Annotated in this window: 10 protein-coding genes; 5 read left to right on the top strand and 5 right to left on the bottom strand. The window is 44.7% G+C overall.

Annotated elements, in window-relative coordinates; all coding sequences use genetic code 11:
• Positions 1–293 precede the first annotated feature (293 nt).
• From HQR03_RS01770 to HQR03_RS01780, 3 genes are all read right to left on the bottom strand, one after another.
• Positions 294–1,739, bottom strand: coding sequence for a glyceraldehyde-3-phosphate dehydrogenase (locus tag HQR03_RS01770; protein ID WP_173238927.1), 1,446 nt, complete (start codon positions 1,737–1,739; stop codon positions 294–296).
• A gap of 371 nt (positions 1,740–2,110) precedes the next feature.
• Positions 2,111–3,370: a lipocalin family protein gene (locus HQR03_RS01775; protein WP_173238928.1), complete on the bottom strand. Its 1,260-nt coding sequence runs from the start codon at positions 3,368–3,370 to the stop codon at positions 2,111–2,113.
• Between the two features lie 473 nt (positions 3,371–3,843).
• Positions 3,844–4,911: an NUDIX domain-containing protein gene (locus HQR03_RS01780; RefSeq protein WP_173238929.1), complete on the bottom strand. Its 1,068-nt coding sequence runs from the start codon at positions 4,909–4,911 to the stop codon at positions 3,844–3,846.
• Positions 4,912–5,211: 300 nt separating this feature from the next.
• Here HQR03_RS01780 and hemP point away from each other — a divergent pair, with 300 nt between their 5' ends.
• Positions 5,212–5,370, top strand: coding sequence for a hemin uptake protein HemP (gene hemP / locus HQR03_RS01785; protein ID WP_227672156.1), 159 nt, complete (start codon positions 5,212–5,214; stop codon positions 5,368–5,370).
• Between the two features lie 153 nt (positions 5,371–5,523).
• Here the strand turns inward: hemP and HQR03_RS01790 are convergent, their stop codons facing one another.
• Together HQR03_RS01790 and HQR03_RS01795 are read right to left on the bottom strand one after the other, a co-directional pair.
• Complete coding sequence (locus HQR03_RS01790; protein WP_173238989.1) at positions 5,524–10,518, bottom strand: translocation/assembly module TamB domain-containing protein; 4,995 nt, start codon at positions 10,516–10,518, stop codon at positions 5,524–5,526.
• Positions 10,519–10,579: 61 nt separating this feature from the next.
• On the bottom strand, positions 10,580–14,236 hold the full coding sequence (locus HQR03_RS01795) for an autotransporter assembly complex protein TamA (RefSeq protein WP_173238930.1): 3,657 nt from the start codon (positions 14,234–14,236) through the stop codon (positions 10,580–10,582).
• 462 nt (positions 14,237–14,698) lie between these two features.
• Between HQR03_RS01795 and HQR03_RS01800 the strand changes: the two genes are divergently transcribed.
• The 4 genes from HQR03_RS01800 to HQR03_RS01815 all read left to right on the top strand — a co-directional run bounded on the left by HQR03_RS01800 (position 14,699) and on the right by HQR03_RS01815 (position 21,650).
• Positions 14,699–16,039 carry an MFS transporter gene (locus tag HQR03_RS01800; protein WP_173238931.1) on the top strand — a complete coding sequence of 447 codons (1,341 nt, stop codon included), beginning with the start codon at positions 14,699–14,701 and terminating at the stop codon, positions 16,037–16,039.
• A gap of 202 nt (positions 16,040–16,241) precedes the next feature.
• Positions 16,242–16,880, top strand: a complete 639-nt coding sequence (gene coq7, locus HQR03_RS01805; protein ID WP_201606986.1) for a 2-polyprenyl-3-methyl-6-methoxy-1,4-benzoquinone monooxygenase — start codon at positions 16,242–16,244, stop codon at positions 16,878–16,880.
• A 220-nt stretch (positions 16,881–17,100) separates the two neighbouring features.
• The gene (locus HQR03_RS01810; protein ID WP_173238933.1) at positions 17,101–18,291 is read left to right on the top strand and encodes a tetratricopeptide repeat protein; all 1,191 of its coding nucleotides are present in this window, start codon (positions 17,101–17,103) and stop codon (positions 18,289–18,291) included.
• 881 nt (positions 18,292–19,172) lie between these two features.
• The gene (locus HQR03_RS01815) at positions 19,173–21,650 is read left to right on the top strand and encodes an esterase/lipase family protein (RefSeq protein WP_173238934.1); all 2,478 of its coding nucleotides are present in this window, start codon (positions 19,173–19,175) and stop codon (positions 21,648–21,650) included.
• Positions 21,651–21,798: the final 148 nt, after the last annotated feature.

The raw sequence follows: 21,798 nt of genomic DNA on the forward strand, positions 1-21,798 counted from the left end.
TTTATAAACTGGTTACAGCCAACGACTGTATTTTAGGGTATAGCTATGTGTTTGTGTAGTTGTAAAAACTTAATGCTTATAAAAAATTAGTGCTTGTAAAAAACTGGTTTAAAAATAATTATAATCCTAGTGTGCCAAAATACTTAGCAACAAACATGATACTTAGCAACAAGTATGACAACAACACCCGATAACCAATCGGACTATCGGGTGCTTGAGTATCACATCTAAAAAACATGGCTTCTATACGAAACTTAATGCATTAGCGTATCACTGCTATAGACTTAGAATTTTTACGCTGGAATCTGAGTATAGCTGATGCCGGCCATTTGTGTCGCCAAACGTAATACTTGCGTACTATAGCCCACTTCGTTGTCATACCAGATATAAACGATGGCATGATTGTCTGTGAGAATCGTCGCTTGTGCATCAACGATACCGACGTGCGTATCGCCGACGAAATCAGTCGAGACCGCTTCGGTAGAGTCCGTATAAGCAATCTGTGTTTGCCACTGGCTGCTATTAGAGATTTTACGCATAAACTCATTTAACGCATCAGCACTGGTAGGTGCAGTTTTGAGGTTTAAGTTTAAAATTGCTAAGCTGACATTTGGCGTGGGAACACGAATAGCATTACCGGTCAATTTACCGCTAAGCTCTGGTAGTGCCTTACCAACTGCTTTTGCCGCACCAGTACTAGTGATAACCATATTCAACACTGCACTACGGCCACGGCGATCGGCCTTGTGGTAGTTATCGATTAGGTTTTGGTCGTTGGTGAACGAATGAATCGTTTCCACGTGACCATTTTCGATACCGTACTCATCGTTCAGTACTTTTAGCGTTGGTGTAATCGCGTTGGTCGTACAGCTCGCCGCGCTGACAATCGTATCATCACCGACTGTATCATTGTTCACACCATAGACGACGTTTTTAATCTCACCGCCAGCAGGTGCGGTTAACAATACTTTTTTGACGCCTTGAGACTGTAGATGCTTGCCAAGACCAGCTTCGTCTTTCCAGATGCCTGTGTTATCAATAATCAATGCATCGTTGATACCATAAGCCGTATAATCAATCTCGCTTGGGTCTTTAGCATAAATAACTTGCACAAAGCGACCATTGATAATCAGACCGTTATTTTCATCATCAACCACCACGCCACCAGCGAAGCTACCATGAATCGAATCACGCTCTAGTAATGATGCACGCTTGGCCAAATCACCAGCAGCAGCCGGACGTACGACGATGGCTTTAAGTTGTACGCCTTTCGCGCTTGACGCTTGCGATAACAATAGACGCGTTAAGATACGACCAATACGACCAAAACCGTATAGCACGACATCAGTCGCACCATTGATAGCATTGTTGTCACTGCTAATAGATTGCAGAGCCGCTTGTACATCACTGTCATTAGCAATCAATTGACCGACATCGATACGCGCAGCTTGGATAGCCTTATTGTCTGCTAGCACTTTAACCATGGCTAGCGTATCAGCGATAGCGATGGCTTTTGCGCCTTGATCACGCATTGCTACTTTTTGATGTAGTGCCAATATGCGACCGACTGAGGTCGTATCTAGCGTTTCACCGAACAAGGTCACTTGGACATCTTGCTCGTTATAGAGCTTATTCAATAGCCCCATCAGCTCAATCGCTTGTTGCTCTTGGTTGTTATAATTGCTCAAGTGCTCTTGATGTAGGTGGCGTAAGGTATCAGCGTTGCTCACGAGAAACATCCTTATGGTCAGTAATGTATGATCAGTAAAGTATGAAGAAGTATCAAACAGATAGATTGTATTTAGTCTAAGTGACTATTCAAATACGGTGAGGTCAAATACGATGAGGGCAAAACATCCATGCCAATCATTTTTCATTTTCATCAGTGTATTTAGATCGCCTAGATTTTAGCCTAAAACGGTCAATTTTGCCAGTGATAACCGATCAGCGCGCACTTATAACCTATTTTGGGGCTATATTGACTTGATTATAAAAATAAAGGCAGCCTATTACGCTGCCTTTGTTAAATTCGAACGCCTTAAACAACGATGCTGTTAAACAACTAAATCGATAAACAACTAGCGCACTAAACAATTAAGTCACTAAACAATTAGGGTACTAAAGTAACTGTTTGATTGCTTTGTGCGGTCAGTTTAAATTCTTTCAAGTCGTAGCCTTGTTGCTGGGCAATTTGGCGATATTTCGCATAGGTTTCCTGACTGACATTGGGCGAACGTGCTAGTAACCATAAATAGTCTTTGTCTGGCGTACCAACTAGCGCTGTCTGATAATCAGCATCGCGCGCCAATACCCAATAATCGGCACGACCGACTGGTAACCAGCGAATCCATGAAGGCAAGAACGTCACTTTTAGCTTGCTACCGGTATCGTCGGCAGGTTTTGCCAATCCCTCAGCAGTAATATCTGAACCGTCTTCAGCTTTACATTTATTGGTGACTACCACTCCGGAGCCGTCTGTTTTTTGGGCATAGTTTGCGGTTACATCACTAGCACAGTTGCGCTGAAAGTACATTGGTAACCGACCTATCTCATACCACGTGCCTGCATACTTTTTGAGATCCACACTGTCGACGGTGGTCGGTGTGTTCGCAGACTTATGGATGATGTCGCTGGGCTTCACAGACAAGGTTTGCGTTGTGGTTTTATCAGTCGTCGCCGTGGCAGAAGTTTTACTAGTGGACGCGCTAGTCGCTGGTAACGGCGCAGCATAAGCCGAAAACGCCGCCAACGGTATAATAATCGCTAGGGCAATGCCAGTATGCTTAATAAGCCCATTCATAAATATGCGCTCCGGTATTTCTTTATATGAGGTCGTCGTCAATGATAAATCATCTATGTTTTGAGGTTTTTCTATTGAAATATTCGCTTGTTCCTCTGACATCAGTACATCTACTTTGTTAGATTCCTGTGCTTGCTTCTTCTGCGCTTTTTTGTAGCCACGGATTTTTTGAGAGCCGCTAGCTTTTTTGAAGCCATTAGCCGTGTCAAAATCCTCTATATCGCTATTTTTTGAATCGTTACTGTTGATATTACCGTTTTCAATCATAGCAAACTCTTTTGCCTGTGTAAGGCTTTTGTCGATGCTTTTGTATCCAAAATAGCTGTCTTGCAAAGACGATGTTTTTGCCAAATGGTTTGAATGTTCGCCATTATAACTGTCGCTGTCATTACTAGCATTGAGACTTTTATTACCATTGATAGCATGGTTATAGCTTGCATCATTGCTGGCACTATTTACGTGTTGCCCATTATCCTGATAATGGTTCTTTAACTGACTGGTTTGCTGTGATTGAGAACCGGCTGCCTGTGCATCAGACCATGATGACTGAGGTAACTTATTGGTTTTCATAGGGATACCATTAATTATTGGTGATGGTTAAAAACTTATTCATTATCAAATAAATATTATTTGATTTTCTACACAAAAATATTGTTACTAATAAAGATAATGTGAGAAAAATCAAATATTATTATGAGTAGTGAGAGTCGCTTGACCAGACAATTGGTTTATTAAAAGCCAAAAACGTCATCTATAAAAACAGCTTGAAGACTCTCTAATTTGATAGCCTATCTTAATGGCAGTGCTATGATTAAAACAGTGTCGCAATGTAGGAAAACGCAACGGTTTGTAAGTAATTCTGTATTTAGATTAGAGAATAAACACATAGTTACCGATTGGATAAATATAAGGGAAGCTTATTATTATTAAGAATTTACTTTGATAAATGGTAGCTACTGTGCTTGACGTGATAGGCCTTGTACAAGCACTTGATGAGCATAGTTAACTTGGTATTTATTAATAAAAACTTGCTAAAAAAACGCCTAAACGAACTGGCTGATACCGGCCACGCTGATACCACCGTACTGGACAGCTTGCTCAATCATAGCTGGTGACAAGCCACCCAAACCAATGACTGGCATGTCAGCCAACTGTGCCAAAGCTGACCACGCTGCCCAACCTAATGGCGCAGTATCGGGATGCGTTTGGGTCGCTAGTACTGGTGATAAAAACACACCGATCACTGGTGCTTGCTGCTGCTGTAAACGAACACTAGCAAGCTGATTAGCGGCATGGATACTGGCTGCATCGTGACAGCTGATTATTAATGGTCGATCGAGAGGTAACGCCTGCTCACCTACGGAACTGTCTTGCTCATTATCAAACCATTTCATGAGCGCAGTCTGAGAGATTTGATGAGCAACGATCTGATAATCGGCTTGTAATGAATGAAGGCGACGCTCAAATGGCAGAATCACTTGAATGTCTGGACGCAAAGCCATCAATTGCTTTACGCTATTATCAAAGTCTGAGTCCTTAACTCGAATGTATAGCCAAGCATGGGTCCCTACTTTTTCCTTGTGATAGGTCAACCATTCTGTTGCTGGATTGGGCAGATCATTAAAATGTGCCAAAGGATAGCTAATCGCTATCTGTGCGGGTAGACGCAACCATTCTAAAATCGTTTTATTGGCAGCAGGCAAATGATACTTCCCTGCCAATAGCGCAGATTTATTGACCCATGCCAGCGCCTGCCCTTCTAAGCCATGGCTGAGATGTCGATGTTGCTCATATTGCTCTGCTGTTAGCTCAATATTATAGACCTGCAAGCTCACTTGCTTATCCCCATAATCATGATGCAGCCGTCCAAGTTTGACGACAGTATTGTCGTGAATATCGATTCCAGTTTCTTCAGCGACTTCGCGTATTAATGCCTGTTTTGCGGTTTCATTCGCCTCTATCTTTCCACCTACAAACTCATAACGGTTGCCCTGATGTTGAGCCGCATCTCGAAATCCGAGCAAATACTGTGCCTGATAATGAATAACAGCGACAGCGACGTTTACGATTTTTTGATGGCTAGTTTGTTGAATTATTGCGGCGTTCACCATAATACTGTCCTCAAATGCTTGTTTTATTTGTTATGACTTGAATGCTTGCTTTGTTTGTTATGAATAGTCACTTGCGATAATAAACTGATATTAAATTAAGTCATTGATATAAAAAATAAAAAATAAATTCAATCTGACTTTATCATCGTAGGTTTATATAAGTTTACATAATGACTGCATTTTATTTTATCAATTACCTTGCAAAACAATCCAATCTAAATGATAATTATTATCGTTAATGGCTATTACTCTCTGATGTCGACTACTCAACTGTTTTATCAAAAGGAATTTATTATGAGCATGGTTATCTCTCGTTACTTAAACTGCCGCGAAAACCGTCTACCGACTTTGCAATCACAGCATCTGTTTGCTTTGACCAAAGAGGTACGTATTGAGCACGAAGGTGAGGAATATCGCTTACGCTTAACTCGCAATAACCGCTTAATTTTGACCAAATAGTTAAAATTACACCTCACAAAAAAACGCCTTCATCGAAAGGCGTTTTTTATTGATTAAAGTACAGTTGATTAAAGTACAGTAAATACTATTTGGGCAATATTAGAGTTAATAAATCAACCATTAGCTGATAACAGTATTATCCAAAATTGCCTTCTAAAATTGCCAACTATAAACCACATCAACCGCGTTTTCTGCCGCCGACGTTGCCTCGACATAAATTCGACGGGTCAACTGGTAACGAACAGATAGGCTGTTCTGCGCATTAAAGACACCTACCCCGTAGCGAATGTATAAGTCAGGGGTCACGTAACCGGTGACATTGACGTTAGTGTCTTCACTTCCGCCAGAGGCATCGACAGTCAAGCTCTGTAGACCAAAGGCTTGACCAATCTGGTTGGTTAAGTTGCGTGTCCCGCTCAGCCCGAAGCTCAGCCCAGCGGCCGCTAAGTTATTCGTCACTTGCGACTTAAAGCCCTGCTCACTGATTTGCGTGGCGCTCTTATTATCGATACGACCAGTGACCAACGCATTCATTGCTTGCTGCTGGGTCAGACCAGCATTATTAAAGACGATAATGTTTGGACTCTCAGTACTGCCTTTAACACGCACGCCAACTGTTTTTCCGCTAATGACTTTGACAGCTTCAATACTCAGGTTAGGCTTCATCACATCCCCATTGAAGCGCACCTGCCCATAGTTAAGCTCTAGACTCTGACCGAAAGCATTGATATTGGTACGACGTGATACTTGCACCACCCCTGTGGCACGCATAATGCCCGTGCCGTTTTGAGTGATATTAATCGCACCTGCCAACGGAATAACCGCTCCAAAGCCACGGAAGTTAATGTCATCACCCAAATCAACACCGATATCAGCATTGATCGACCACGGTTTTGAGATAGCTAAGACTTCGTCGATATTACCAATGAGACGACGATCTAGGACGACCGCATCTTCTGTTTGCGTAATGATGTCTTCACTAGCCTCTGGCGGACGAATGGTCGCCGATGGCACGCTGATGGCCCCTGTAATGTTGACGTAACGGTCGCCAGGACGCACGATAATATCGATATCAGGATTAATCTCAGCCAATAGCAAGGGTGGCTGGGTCAATACTAAGCGCTCACCAACGATACTCAATTTGGCTTGTAGTTTTTGCTGCCAGTTTACTGTTCCCGTTAGCGTGCCGCTGCCCGTACCACTATTAAAGGTGCCGTCGATAGTTGCTTGCGTTCCACGAATCTTGGCATCGACATTAACTTTTCTTAAATTGACTGGCAAGTCAAGCATCGCGATACGACCGTTGGCCAATTTCACATCACCATAGAACTGTGGTTTTTCTAGCGTGCCACCAAGTCCGCCCGCCATAGTGATATTGCCTTCAAGCACACGCATACCGGGGAAGAAAGGTTTAAAAATCGCTAAATTAAGCTCATTGAGTACCAACGCGCCCGAAATGGGTTTGGGGTTTTTATAAGGATCGACGATGACTTCCGCGTAACCACGCGCGCCGCGACCAGTATTGATATCTGTCCGTAGTTTAAGACCTTCAGGTACTGACAAGGCAATCAGTGACACACGCTTGTATGACAAGCTTACAGGAGCGCTGTCACCATCTTGAAGCAAGCCGATTTTGCCATTATCAGAATATAAAGTGGTATTGATAGTCGGTGGACGACCACGTTGCCAGCCGACAATCGCCTTACCATTAATCTGCCCTTGCCAATCAATATCTTTGGGTAAAAACACTGAAAATAGCGAGGCGTCTAGCTTTTGCAATGCCAAATCGACCTGACCACCAGACGGTGAAGCGATTAGGTTTTCACGTAAACACAGCTTGCCGGTTTGATCGGCCGCCTGCCAGCAATGCGCGGCAAGTTGCACCTTAAGCTCGCGGTCACTGCCGTTTTGCTTGTTAGGCAAATTGACAATCAACTGCGCTGGCTGCAACTGGTTCAAGGTGGCATATCTGGACTTAACACGACCTTTACCAATCACCCCAGACCAACTGAGTGTATTACGATTAAAACCACCTTTGAGTCTTGCTGCAATATCGAGCTGCTCGTTAGCGACATTGAGATCGACCACATGTGCCTGCTCAGTACCATTAAAAGACGCATTAACGCTTTTGAAGCTTTGCCCGCCAGCATCTAAGCCTTCAGCACTGATAATAAGCTGACTTGGGCTGTTTGCTAAATTCACGATTTTGCCGCGAATACGACCTTGACGCAAGATAAAGCCCGGCAGCGCAAGTCGCTCACCGACCAAATCAATATAGATAGTGGGTAACGCTTGTCCCGCAGGCTGCGATAAGGTCGCACCGCCAGTCACTTTGCCGGTCAGCTTACTAGAGAGCTGATCGAGACTGGTGATATTAATCTTGGCTTGTAATTGCTTGGCATTGCCATTGGCAGTGATGTAGTTATCGCCCCAGCGTAAGACGAGGTTATTGGCATTTAAACTCTCGATTAAGGCGTTCACTTGCTTATATTGCGCCTGTGCATCTTGCTTTTGTAAACGTTTAAAATAGCTCGCCAAGTCTTTTGGCAATCGCATTTTTGCGGCTAAGCTGCCTTTGGCACTGAGCGGCTGACCTTTTAACATGCCAGTCAAGTTGATCTGCTTGATATTAATGGTTTGCTGAGCATCACTCCAGCGACCATCAGTATCGATAGTACCGGTGATAGCGCTTGGCGTACTTTTGAGGAAGTAACCCAAATTAAAGCGATTCATTACTGCTTTGATATCCCAAGCGATACCTTGACGCACATCGACGGTGCCACTGGCATCGATACTACCTGCAGCGCCGACATGACGGAAGCGTTTGATACGGATGAGCTGGGCATCGCCACTGGCATCGATAGTCAGTTTGCCTGCTGGTAACTGCTCGGCATCTAATACACCGTCAAAATTTACTGCAAATCTATTTAGCTTACCCTTGGCATTCGCTTTGTTTTTTGGTGCTGTTTGCCACTCGCCACTGGTTTTTAAATCACCAGTAATAATGGCCGGATTGTTGGGTAAAAAATAACCCAAGTTGAAGTCATCAAAGCGACCATCCACTGTCCAACCAATATTTTTTCGCAAATCGATGACACCCTTCGCATTCACTGCGCCAGCCTCACCCTTATAATTGAGCTTACGAATACTGATCAGCCTTGGCGTGCCAGCCGCATTGATAGACAGACGACCCTTTGGCACATCCGCCGTATCGACCTGACCATCAAAACGCGCATCGAACATAGAAAGCTCGCCGCCAACGATATCGACTTTGGCATCACCGCCACCAGTGATGCCGATAGCACGGCCGTCTTGCGTGGCATCAAGCTGCGCCTGCAAATCGGTATTGTTTAAATTAATAATATGACGCTGACCTTTAACCCCGCTTTTGCTGATATTCACTAAGCGGCCACTGGCACTAATACTGCCCGTTAGACGCTCAAGCGGTAGATCACTACGATACTTTTTGGGTAATAAACCATTAGTACGGGCATCAATTTGCCACGTTAATGGGCGCTTCTTGGTCGCCAGTTGAATCTGCCCAGTACCTGATAAATCACCGATGATACCATTATATTTGAGACGATTGATGTCAATGACATTGCCAGCTTTGCGGACGCGCACATCATAGTTGCCTTTGGGAGCAGCATTAAGCTCATTGATGACTGCATTGGCATCGACAGAGAGGGTCGAACCGCGCACGATGACATCAGCTTGACCACTAGGACTATCGATATTACCGATATTCGGGACATTACGACGGATCAGATTTTGCCAAGTGGCATCGATATACCAAGGCGCTACCTGTTTAACCTTCGCAGAGGTTTTACCACGTGCAATATTGGCATTAACATGTTCGCCATCACGCTGACGTAGATCCGCGTCAATCTCTAAGTTACCTGCACTGTTTTTTTGTTGATAATGTAGCGACAATCGACCGTTGAGTTTTTGCGGAGCGTAGGCTTTAAAATCAGCATAGTCGTCAGGAATCGCGCGGCGAATGTCAAAATTGCTACCAGTCGCACGCACCTTTGCATCGAAGCTATTTTTCCAGTCTAAAATACCTTGTAATATTAGGTTTCCAGCTGGAACCTGAGCATCCAAACGATCAATGCGCAGTTGACTATTGGCAATCACTGCCCGCCCTTGATAATGCCCTGAAGGAATATCTTTGGCAGTCAGCTCAGTATTGATACGCAAACGTATCTCAGAGATGACCCCTGAGGCAGTGGCTGTGCCGCTTTTTAGGCGAATGGCTTGGCTTTCGGCATAAGGAATCAGAATGTCGTCCCATTGCAGTTTTGCCTGAAACGGTGAATCCTTATCGAGTCCTTGCACTACAAAATCACCGCTGACATCGTTATCATTGTAGCGGCTACGCACCTTACCAACGGTACGTTTTAAGCTGCCGGTAGCGGTAATATTAAGGGGATCAATGTAGGCTTTTTCTAAGGCACTGACCTCAGCAATAGCACTTAAGTCCAACGGATAGTCACCTTGCAAATCAATCTCACCTTGCAAAGCACTAACCTTGACGATATCTGCATACTGTAAATTGCCGCGACCTACCGTGACCATGCTGCCAACCCACGTCAAATCACGAGCGCTGATATCATGAATGACAATAGGATCTTTGGTCACTTGTTTATAGACAATCGTTTTTATTTTGGCTTGATCAAAACGCAGATTCACCGGTAGCTTGAGCGTTTTATAATCAAATGGCTCACCCGTTGGCGGTTTTTTATTGATAATCTCAATACGCTGAATGTCGGCATCGCGCAGATGGACTTCTTTAGCAAATACCGCACGCCAGCCTATTTTAACGTAGGCTTTGTCTACCAAGATCTCAAGGTCTTCGGTCGCCTCGATATCGATATCTGTGACCAACAGACCATCACGTAAATTACCGCGCCCATATTTAAACTTAATACCCGTCTCAGCGCTAATCTTTTCTAATAAGAACTTGGTGCCTGACTCAGTACCAGCCGCATAAAAAAAGATGGCGAACATAATCGCCAGTACGATGAGCATGAGTACCAGTAGCTTGAGCAAAAAAGACAGCGGATACCAACGCCTTACAGCACGGGCATCACGTTGCGCCGGATCTTCATCCGGTGAATTATTAGGCGGGGTATTTTTGGTCAACATCACACTCAACTACGTTAGAAAAATGATTGCCAACAATCGCTAAAAACGATTGACGAGGCTCTTATAAAGGCGATCCGATAAAGAAACTCAACCTGACAGGAACACTTTCTTCTGTGACACCAGCGGCAACATCGACCCGCACCACACCAACAGGTGATGCCCAGCGAATACCAACACCAACGCCAACCTTTGTTTCAGTCTCGAAGTCTTTGTCATAGGCATTACCCACGTCGGTAAAAACGGCGGCGCGAAAGCCAGGTTTAAACTCATAGTTATATTCCGCACTACCGACGGCGAGCACTTGCCCACCAGTCAGATAGCCATTGTCGATAGGCGATAAGCTCTCATAATCATAACCACGAATACTTTGATCACCGCCCGCAAAGAAGCGCAGCTTATAAGGCACTTCATAGAAATCATCGGCCCAAATATAGCCTGCATTGAGACTACCAAGTACTTGGTGCTTTTTGTCGTCGCCAAAACTATAAATACCGCTGACACCCGCCCGTACAATCGCTAAATCTGTATCGCTCAACGCCTTTTCAGCGCCTGCTTCTACAGAGTAATACTGACGGATACCACGAGTCGGATTGGTCGCACTATCCACGTCCGTTTTATTGATACCATAGCCCAATAACAGCGCTTGTTGCTTTGGTCTAGAAGACGTAAAGCGTATCGGCAGATCTTCTAAGTCCGCCTCATCAACCCCTGTCTCTAGCTCGTCTAAGCGATAACGTACAGAGTAGCTACGATTCCAGCCACTGTCACGGCGAATATTACGTGCCAATGAAGCTTTTAGCGTTCGGGTAGACAAATCAAAGTTACCTTTGCCTTGATCGATGACCTCCTCTTCATAGGTGAGGCGCGCATCTAGCTTATCATTAAGCGGATGCTTCCACGGCCGGCTGCCATAGACCGAGACATTCTTAGTAATTCTAGAAACCTCCGTTTCTGCGCCAGCTTGATAGCCTTGACGATTGAGCAGGTTGTAATCTATCTTAGCTGTGGCGCGTACGCCGGTATCGGTACCATAACCAATACCTACTTGGGCGTCGCGTGGCTTACTGGAAGAGACAAAGACATATAGTGGGACTTTTTTACTCTCTTGCACTTGTTGCGGCGTTTTACGTCCTGCTAGCGTCGGTGGTACAAAGTTTTCATCCGCAAGAATACTCTTTTCGTCTGGGAAGATTTTTTGTGCCACGTTGCTGATAGAGTCACTGATTTTACCTAAAATCGTGTCGGTCTCTTGGTCTTTTTCATCTAACACCCGATCATCTGGTAAGCGGCTTAAGCGATTGGCTTTTTGTTTGATGGCTTGGAGTTTATCCAGTGTTTGCTCATCTGCTTCAAATTCGATGGCAGCGATATCTGCGGGATTAACTTTCTCCCCACTATTGCCACTATTAGCATCGCCATCACTACTATTTGCTGCATCACTGTTTTGCGCAGTGTCATTTTGAACAGTGCCATTCGTATTACTGCTACTTTCTGCCCCATTATTTGCTGCGGCTACATCATCAATAATTTCTGAAGCATTGACCTCACTGTCAACATCGTCGTTGCCAGTATTACCAGCCGCATTGCCAGGCGCATTATCGAACGCTAAGGTACTGCTTTCACTGCTGTCATTGGGTGGCAAAATAGACTCGACATTGACAGTATTAAAATAACGTGTCGCTGATAAGTCGTTACTAAACTTAGTAACATCAGGGCGATAGAACGGCTCGCCGGGTTTGAAGTCAAACAACTGCTGCAACAATGACAATTCGACAGGTAGCTTATCAGGGTCGCGGGTCAGCGTATTGGTCGCTGCATCATAAGTAAAGAACACCACTTCGTCGTACTCGTAGCGGTCACCAGTATTATAAACCAGCGATACATCGGCGGTATTGTCTGGCAAAATGATATCGACTGATTTGTTCAGCCAATACTGGTCAAAATAACCATAAGTGTTGCTGAGTGACTCTAGCGCCGCTTTACTGTTTTTGTAAACGCGATGATTGAATACATCGCCTTCTTGCGGTGGTAGCTCTTTTTCCAACGCTTGGTATTCTTCTTGCTCGCGACCTTCACCGCGAATTTCGATAATACGACTGTCGACAATGACCGGCTCACCTAGATCTTCAATGACCACCTCAATGACGTCACTATAAGGCTGACGTAAGCGCATGGTCACATCATAATAACCAACAGCTTGTGCGGCATCTTGTGCAGTTTGGCGCAGACGCGGTAAGGCTGCGGTAAAGTCAACGACAGATTGGACAGTGGTGTCATCAAGCGCAGCTTTGATGTTTTTAATCGGTTGCGTGTCTTCGTCTGCTTCGATGAGTTTTTGCGGCGTATTAGTCGCATCGTCAGCGGCAACTTGCTGCAAGTAAACCGTCGTCTCGACGTGCGGTAACGCTTGAGCACCGTCATTAAAAAATCGATTGTAGAGTCGCTTAACGATATTGGTTTTGTTACGAGCCATGGTTTTTGGCTTTTTGGCTTGCTCGATACTTTGATTGACGGCTTGGGTTTCGGACTGATAATCAGGCAAATAATCTTCTGGATTGATAATATCTGACTGCGTGCCCTCTCCTCCTGTCACATTGCCTGCACTTACTGACCTCTCATCATCGATCATACTATCATCGTCGTTATCAGCGCTTCCACTACTGACAGCATCGCTGACATTGATGGGCCGTGCCATGATTTCAGCAGTCTCAGCCTGTTCAGCCGCTGTCTCGCTTTTGCCCAGCGTATCGAGATTGCTCGGTGCTGGCAAATTGGTCGCATCAAGACTCACGTCTAAGCCAATAGGCGGGGTGATATCATTTAAAGTCGCGATAGGCGCATCAAAGTCGCGGTCGTTATTACTGATGCCATTCATGTTACTGACATTGGTGTTGTTAACGTCGTTACCATTATTAATGCTGTCAATGTCTTGCGCATTCTGTCTATCCAGCGCTGCCAGCTCGCGATCAATCTCATCAGGCGTCATCATCTGATAGCCCTGCTGTTGCACTGTTGCCGCTTGCTGCTCCAAATCTTTATTTGCCACATTCGCCTGCGCGTCACTCAACTCGCCTACATCATAAAGGTCGTTATCCAAATCACTGGCATCATCGACATTATCATCATCTTGCTGAGCGTTGGCATTGCCATTTACTCTTTGAGATGGCGAATTTTGTAGGTCTTTTTCTTTAGTACCAGACTGCTTAATACCTAGGTTTTGTTCGCTATAGTCATCCAATACTGACTTATCGATGATGCCTTGTTCCACTGCTTTCTTTAGGCGCAAGGCATCTAAGGCGATATCAAGCTGTGTATCCTCAGTAGAGGAGAACTGAGGGTCTGTGCGAGGCTGTTTAGGGGTTGGCGGTTGCGGTGGCGTTACAGTATTGAAAAATGGTTGGTTGGCTGTATTTTGCGTATCACGGTTCTGACTATTAAGGTTCTGACTATCAATAATTTGACTGTTCGTATTGGCATTGGTCGTGGTGTCAGCCAATGCTGCAGGCGCGATACCAAAACCCACCAAACTGCTCGCCAAGGCACTAAAAAGCGCTGAGCGCGTAAAATGAATACGCGGCGCAGTCTGCTGTAAATCGTCCATCACGGCACATTTAACAGTATTGGTAGCAGCGCTGGCACGATTACCAGCATGAGTGTTTGAGGCTTTGTGCTGCGTAACCGACAAGTGGCGCGCTAGAGTTGAAGGCTGATGTTCCATGTATACTTATTTCCTATCACCTCACGCGGCACAAGGGAATGACGATAGCAGTCGCCAGGTTTTACCGGTGAATAAACGTAGAGCAGTTAACTGAGATTTTCTATGGCGACCGTACTTTTTTAGTGCTAGTTTTAGCGCTGAGCCTATCTCATCTGAACTTAATGACATAAGATAGGTAACTTTGAGTGATGCCGAGGCTTTAATCTCGCTCAAATTTTCAAAAAGTAACTTTTCAAAAGACAACCATGTAAAATTTACAAATCATAACTTAGTTAATTATGAAATCATAGCTTCGGGCGCATGTATTTTTGCCAAAGCCTTGCTATTATACGGCTTAATATTGATAAAACCTATGCTATATTTCGATAAGTTTTTGATACTGTTGATAATTAATGGCACCCGAAAGCTGTGCTCAGCCCTTACCTCTCATCTATCAGCCGCGATCCATCTGTAGGAATTTTCATGGCCAATCAGTTTCAGTTATTTAAGCGCCGCCGTTTTAGCGCCATGTTTTTTACCCAGTTTTTGGGGGCGTTTAATGACAATATTTTTAAACAAGCACTCATATTAGTACTGACTTATACCGCTGCCAGTCAGTTGGGTATGGAAGTCAGTATCTTAAATAACTTAGCGGCAATGCTATTTATATTGCCCTACTTCCTATTTTCGGCACTGGCGGGACAAATTGCCGATAAGTTTGAAAAATCAAAGCTCACGCGCTTTATTAAGGTGCTTGAGCTGGTGATTATGGCGATTGCCGCCGTCGGCTTTGTTTTTGAATGGTACGGCTTGTTGTTTGTGGCATTGTTTTTGATGGGCACGCATTCGACCTTTTTTGGACCGATTAAATACGCTTACTTACCGCAAGCGATGAAGGAAGATGAGCTCGTCGGTGCCAACGGTCTGTTTCAGATGGGCACGTCGCTAGCCATCCTCCTTGGTATGATTATCGCTGGTGTCTTGACCCAGCTATCACAGTCGTTGTATTGGATTAGCGTCACTGTATTGGCGGTCGCTGTTTTAGGTTATCTGGCGGCTCGTTACATCCCTACCATGCCAGCCATGCAGCCGACGCTCAAAATTAATTGGAATATTTTTACCACCAGTTGGTCGACGGTACGCTATTTGTACTCGCTGCCGTTTTTATTCTTCGTCATTCTTGGCAACAGCTGGTTTTGGTTTTATGGTGCGACGTTTTTGACACAAACACCAGAATTCAGCAAGGTCATTTTGCATGGCGATGAGTCGGTGGTTATTTTCCTATTAACGCTATTTTCTGTTGGCGTATCGATTGGGTCTTTGTTATGTAAAACCTTGACCAAAAACCAAGTCAGTTTACGCTTACTGCCCTTTGGTATTGCTGGTTTAAGTATTTTTGCTATTGATTTGTATTTTTCCTTGTCAGGTCTCAACATAGACGTTAATACTGAAACATTATTAGGCATTAGTGATTTGTTTGGTATGAGCGGCAGTTGGCGCGTATTTGCCGACTTGTTCTTTTTAGGCTTTAGTGGCGGTTTATATATCGTGCCTTTATATGCGTCTATGCAGGCTTATGCACCCAAAAGTCATCGCGCGCGTATCGTCGGTGCCAACAATATTTTTAATGCCATATTTATGGTCAGCTCAGCGATTTTTGCGATTGTGGTGCTCAACACCTTAGGATTGACGCTACCGCAATTATTTTTGGTTACGGGTGTGCTAAACATTGCTTTTGGCGCGTTTTTATATATTAAGCTTAATAAACACGTGCAGCATGCGGTCATACATACTAATGATGACGAGCTTAGCCGACAAGACTAAATGCCTAAAAGATCTAGCGATTATGAGTAGCGTTGGTGTTCACTAAATCATGCAGCCGATAATAGTGGTGCCGATAATTTATATTGTTTGCTATAGTAATGTGCATGAACAGAATATTGCTGCTTTAAAAAGCAAATATCAGCAATATCTTAATAAGAAGTTTTTTGATAACAATTAAAGCCATCAGGAGTGAATCATGGCCCTGCGTCCTTTATCCAAAATTGACCAGCTATTACTTGGGGTTGACAAGGCACTGCGAGCGGTTGTTCCGCATTCTAATCCCAGTACTCGCCCATTGCCCGTCAGTAATGACGAGATTCCTGAGCTGACCATTACCGAAGCGCGTCACGTGGCAGGATTGATGCGCATCAATCATACTGGTGAAGTATGTGCGCAAGGCCTGTATCATGGTCAAGCCTTTACTGCTAAAGACACTGGCGTCAAACAAGCCATGCAGCATTCAGCCGAAGAAGAAGTCGATCATCTGGTGTGGTGCGAAACACGGTTAAAGGAATTGGGCAGTCATGCTAGCCTATTCACCCCATTGTGGTATGGCATGTCTTTCGGTCTTGGCGCGGTCGCAGGGGCTATCTCTAACGAGTTTAGTTTGGGATTTGTCGCTGAAACCGAAGCACAAGTCAGCGAGCATCTGCAAGATCACATTGGACAATTACCCGTGCATGATCAACGCTCAAGAGAAATACTGGCACAAATGGATACTGAAGAATGTCACCATCGCGAGCTGGCGCTAGCAAGTGGCGGCGCAGCTCTTTCACCACCGGTGCGTCAGACCATGCGCTGGATGGCCAATCGGATGAAAGCCACGGCTTATCATCTATAAATGAATAGCGAGTAGCGCCTCTCATCGGGTTTATTGAATCAGGTAATTTAACAATCCTACTACTGATAGCATTGAGCTTAATTTGCTAGGGTATTAAAAATTTGTTCGATTTTGCTTCAATAATATAGAAAATTTCTAAGCATACAAAATAGCGTCGATAATACAAAACAACTATCAATCGATTGTAAATAACGACTTAATAAACAAGGTAACGACTTTTATGAAAGCTATCAACCAATCCAGCTTGTCTAGCAATGCTACCAAAGCGCCTACATTTGCGACCCTAACCGCATTAGCCGCTGCCTGTGCACTGATGTTGTCTGCCCCTGTCAACGCTGCCGAAGCGGATAGCAGCGCTAACGCTAGCATAACTGCTACGAACCCTGCTGTCCCTAGTGCCATGGATTCAAGCAGACGTGTCATTCGTCTCGCTAAACCAAACGCTACTGCGGCTACTAGCACGGCTCAAACTGATGTACCATCAAATATGGCGTCCGCAAATAGCACTCAGTCAAGCAACGTCCTACCAACGAACCCTGCGTCAGTCAATGCTCAGCAAAACCGAGCTCCGCAGAACAACAGTGCTCAACAAAGTCAGGCGCCTTTAAGTAATGCACAGCCCTCAGCAGCAGTACCGCAAGCACCAACAGCAGCGACCCCTGAGCTAACAGGTACTACTCGAGTATATGAGCGTGGTCCAATGACTGCTACTGGCATTGATCTTCGTGGTGGTCAGTTGCCCAATATCCCAACACCGCAAGTACAACTTTCAAGCGTTAGCTTTGTACCGACAGTTTTGGTTCCACAGCAGCAAGGCTTGGGTACTGATAAGCTCGACGTTAGCTTGCTAGATGACTTTATCGAAGATGTCTCTCCTAACGCCCGTCACTATCCACCGAACTTCCCTAACCGCTCACAACGTCACTATACTCGTGAAAAAATCAAAGTATTGACTGAATGGATTGAGCCTTATGCCCAATCGCCAAACGCCTCTTATGACGTGCTGATTCGAGCGGCTAAGCTCAATGGTATGGGTCGTAACTTAGATTTAGGTTCAGACTATACGGTACGTGGCGGCAAATATGTCGACCGTGCTATCAAAATCAAACCTGACAGTGGTGAAGCCAACTTCTTATACGGCATGATGCTGTCAGAAGGTGGCGGCTTTAAAGAAGGTCAAAAATATCTAGACCGAGCCGTCTCATTGGGCTATACCGAAGCAGAACAAAGCTTGGCGCAGTCAGATTTATTGAGCGATCGCCGCGACAACGCTCTAGAACGTTTGCGTCGTCTTGAGCAACAAGTGCCTAATAATACCGTTATTCGTCAACAAATTAAGCTCGTTGAAGATGGTAAGTTTTATATTTGGGATATCCCAGCACCTGACATCGATGTAAAACCAGGGGCATAAATTCAGTTGTAAACATTATTCATTAGTAATAGTGACTTATAGTGTTATTATTGACTTATTAAAAAATGATTTGAGAGTAAAGTATATAGTGCCTTCTTTTTATATTGGTTTAGTATCAATAGGAAAAGAAGGCTTTTTTTGCAGATGATTTCTCGTTCAGCCAGTCTTATTTAATTAACTTCGCCAAAGTCGTTGCCAATTATTGTCGCTCCCTATCAATCACTGCCATTCACTATCAATATCCCCTTAGCCCCAAATCTGTTCGATAATCTAGGGCGTGTCCTCATTTTAGGTTAAAAGTTTGATACCCCATTACGCTTATTTTATCTTGTCCATTAGCGACGGCATTTGACTGTGAAGTTTCAAATATAGTAGGGCGTGTTGAACATTCGATCATGGCACTGACAGAGACTGTTTTTTAGGCGATTCAAAGATAAAAATAGTAAGTTTAGTCATTCTAAGCGCCTCTTTTTATCAAAGAATCAGCAAAAAATAGTCCTGTCCTTTTAGGCTGATGCTAAAATTGCCCCATACTGTGTTGCAAGTCTAGCTAAGATATCAACATAATCTTCGACTTGCGCCGTGTCTGGAACAATTTTAGCGATCAGCAGTGTCCATTTATGAATGTTCAACACGCCCTAGTGAAATCCAAAAAGTTACGCTACACTCATCCTGTTATATTGACGACCTATGGTCAAAACATCCTAAAAGCGCGACGGTATTGCTGATATCAATTTTTTATAGGCTCTGTCTGGTGGCCTCTGTCTGCGTAGGCACAGCAAGCAAGAAAAATGGATATCAACAGTGCATAATGGTTCGATATTATGTTTCACTCATTATATTCATCTTATAGGCTTGACTATTATTTACTGGAACCCCCTATGACTTTCGCTCGCTCTGTCAGCAATACGGTCACACACGCTACTAAGAACATAAAGCCCGCTATTCTATTAGGGTTAATAGCAACAGTAGCGCTACTACCTGCCTGTAGTACGGTTTCTGTGACACAACAAGCCTCAGCGAAGACCATTTCTGCACAGCGTGGCAATATCGTTACAGACGATGAGCTCAGTAGCGACACAGCATCGGCTTTATTGTCAGCAGGACTTAATGAGCAGGCCTGTTTTCAGCAGTTTGACTTGTGCTTGACGCAGCTTACTGACAGCATGCTTAACGAACATTATCGTCCAGCGCTGGCCGTTTTTGCCGAGTTACATTACGCCAAAGCTCGCCAGCTTGCCGACTCTAAAGAGTGTCAAGATGCGCTCGCCCGTCCACCGCTTGATCCTTATTATGCCAATGCACCTCTGAGCGATGATGAGGATAAAGAGCAGCAGAAAAATACAGATGCCTGCTTGATTAGCTATCAAGGTCGACTATTTGACGCCATCAAGTCCAGCTATACCTATCTGTTTTATGACAGTTTAGCGCATGATTTTGAAGGGGCAGATAAAGCAAAAAGCCAAGCTCAGGCCAAAAACCGTATTCCAAGTGACATCGATATCCAAACTCAAGACATTTATAACTCAGCCAGCAATGACGTCATTACCCAGCTATATCAGTCGGTAGATGGCGCAAACAAACTGATGGGCAATACCAAAGTAGACTATCTACCGATGAGCACCACTGTGCCCGATACTGGCAACCAAGGCGCTATCGCAAACCGTGCATCTTTAAAGGGTAAGCCTACTGACCAAGTCAAGGTCATGAAGGTACAAGTAGACCGCTATGATCTCAATATTTTTCTGCCTAACGAAAGTAACTACCTTCAAAATGCGCAAAAGCAAACCTCAGCGCTCGCCGATTTGGTGTCCACTTATGATCTACGTCTCTCGGGTCTTAACTCAATCAGTAAGCGCCCAGGACTGGGGATTAGCTTAGTCGCGTCACTGAATGATCGCTATACCACCACTGTGCGTCAGCTCTTGGTTTCATCGCTGTCGGGACGACTGAATAAAGACACGGTCGATGGCAAAAAGGATGATAGCGCGCCCAGCTCACGCATTTACCCTACGGGTCATTTATTGGTGACTGGCTTGATTAAGCCCGCTGGCGATAGCATACTGGATACGCTCAGCAGTCATCAACTCGATATCCACTTATACAACCCTTATCGTAGCGAGAGCGCCACTATCTTGGGTGATAACTATCCACTGGCGGCGAACTTCTCTGCCGGTTATGGACTATGGCTGGCAGAAAACCAACTCGATGGCGTCGGTTACTTAAATCTAATCACTCGCCAGAAAAAAGCCAGCTTACCCAAACTGTTTATGCTAGAGCCTTACGATCCTGATAAACGGGTCATCATTATGGTGCATGGCTTGGCGTCTAGCCCCGCCACCTGGGTAAATTTGACCAACGATATTTTTAATGATGATAAGTTGCGCGATAATTATCAAGTGTGGCAGGTTTTTTATCCGACCAATTTACCTATTTTAGAGAACCGCTATCAAATTCAGGAGCTGATCAAGAGCACTTATCAGCAGACCGATCCTCAAGGAGGCAACCGCGCCAGCAAAAACAGCGTCATTATCAGTCACAGTATGGGCGGTGTCATCTCTCGCATGATGCTGTCTGATGATAATCTTGCCAATAACTTAGACGCTTTAGAGGATAAAGACTTGCTCGAAAACAGCAGTAAACGCCAAGTCGATGAGATGCTAAAACAAGCCTTTGCTAATGATGAGCTGCGCAACCGTTTTGAGCTACATAGGCTGCCACAGGTCGACACTGCTATCTTTTTATCCTCGCCCTTTCAAGGTACCGACTACGCTGATCGCTGGTTTACTCGAGCACTACGCCGCATCGTTTATTTACCGGTTGGCTTGGTAAAGACCGTCACTGATAACTTGGCTACTCTCGCCATTCAAGGGGATTTGGCACAAAATCCTTTAGGTGCACTGTACCTACAGAACGGTGCCAGTCAGTTAAGCGATAAATCGTCTTTTATTCAGCTGACCAAAGATATCAAGATCAATGACGACATTACTTATCATTCGATCATCGCTAACAATGATGCCGACATCACTAGAGGCTTGGCGCAAATGCAGCCCGGCGGTGCAAGAATTGACTTATCTCAAGAGATATTAGAAGACAACAGCGAGAGTGCGCGCACAAATGATGGCCCCAAACCTGCATCTGAGTCAACCAATAAGCCCCTCGTCGCTGCGGTGACTGTCGATGAAGATATTAGCCAAGCACTGACCGAGCGCTTATCAGATGGTATCGTTCCTTACACCAGCGCCCATCTCGAAGGCGCCACCTCAGAAACCATCATCACAGGTGGTCATAGTATTCAAGAAAATCCGCAGACCGTGTTGACCCTGCGACGGATTTTGCATCAACAATTGCAGCAATGAGGCTCGTCTAATTGACAAGATACTGACTAGGGCGTGTCCTCATTTTAAAAATGGTATTGATAATAAATACTAAACACCCTCTAGGCTTTTGGGCTATGTTCATTAATCGACAGGGTATCTCTTCAAGGGAGTTTTGGTGACTGGTAGG

Origin of the sequence: Psychrobacter okhotskensis, from assembly GCF_013248965.1 — a bacterium.
Lineage (GTDB): Bacteria > Pseudomonadota > Gammaproteobacteria > Pseudomonadales > Moraxellaceae > Psychrobacter > Psychrobacter okhotskensis.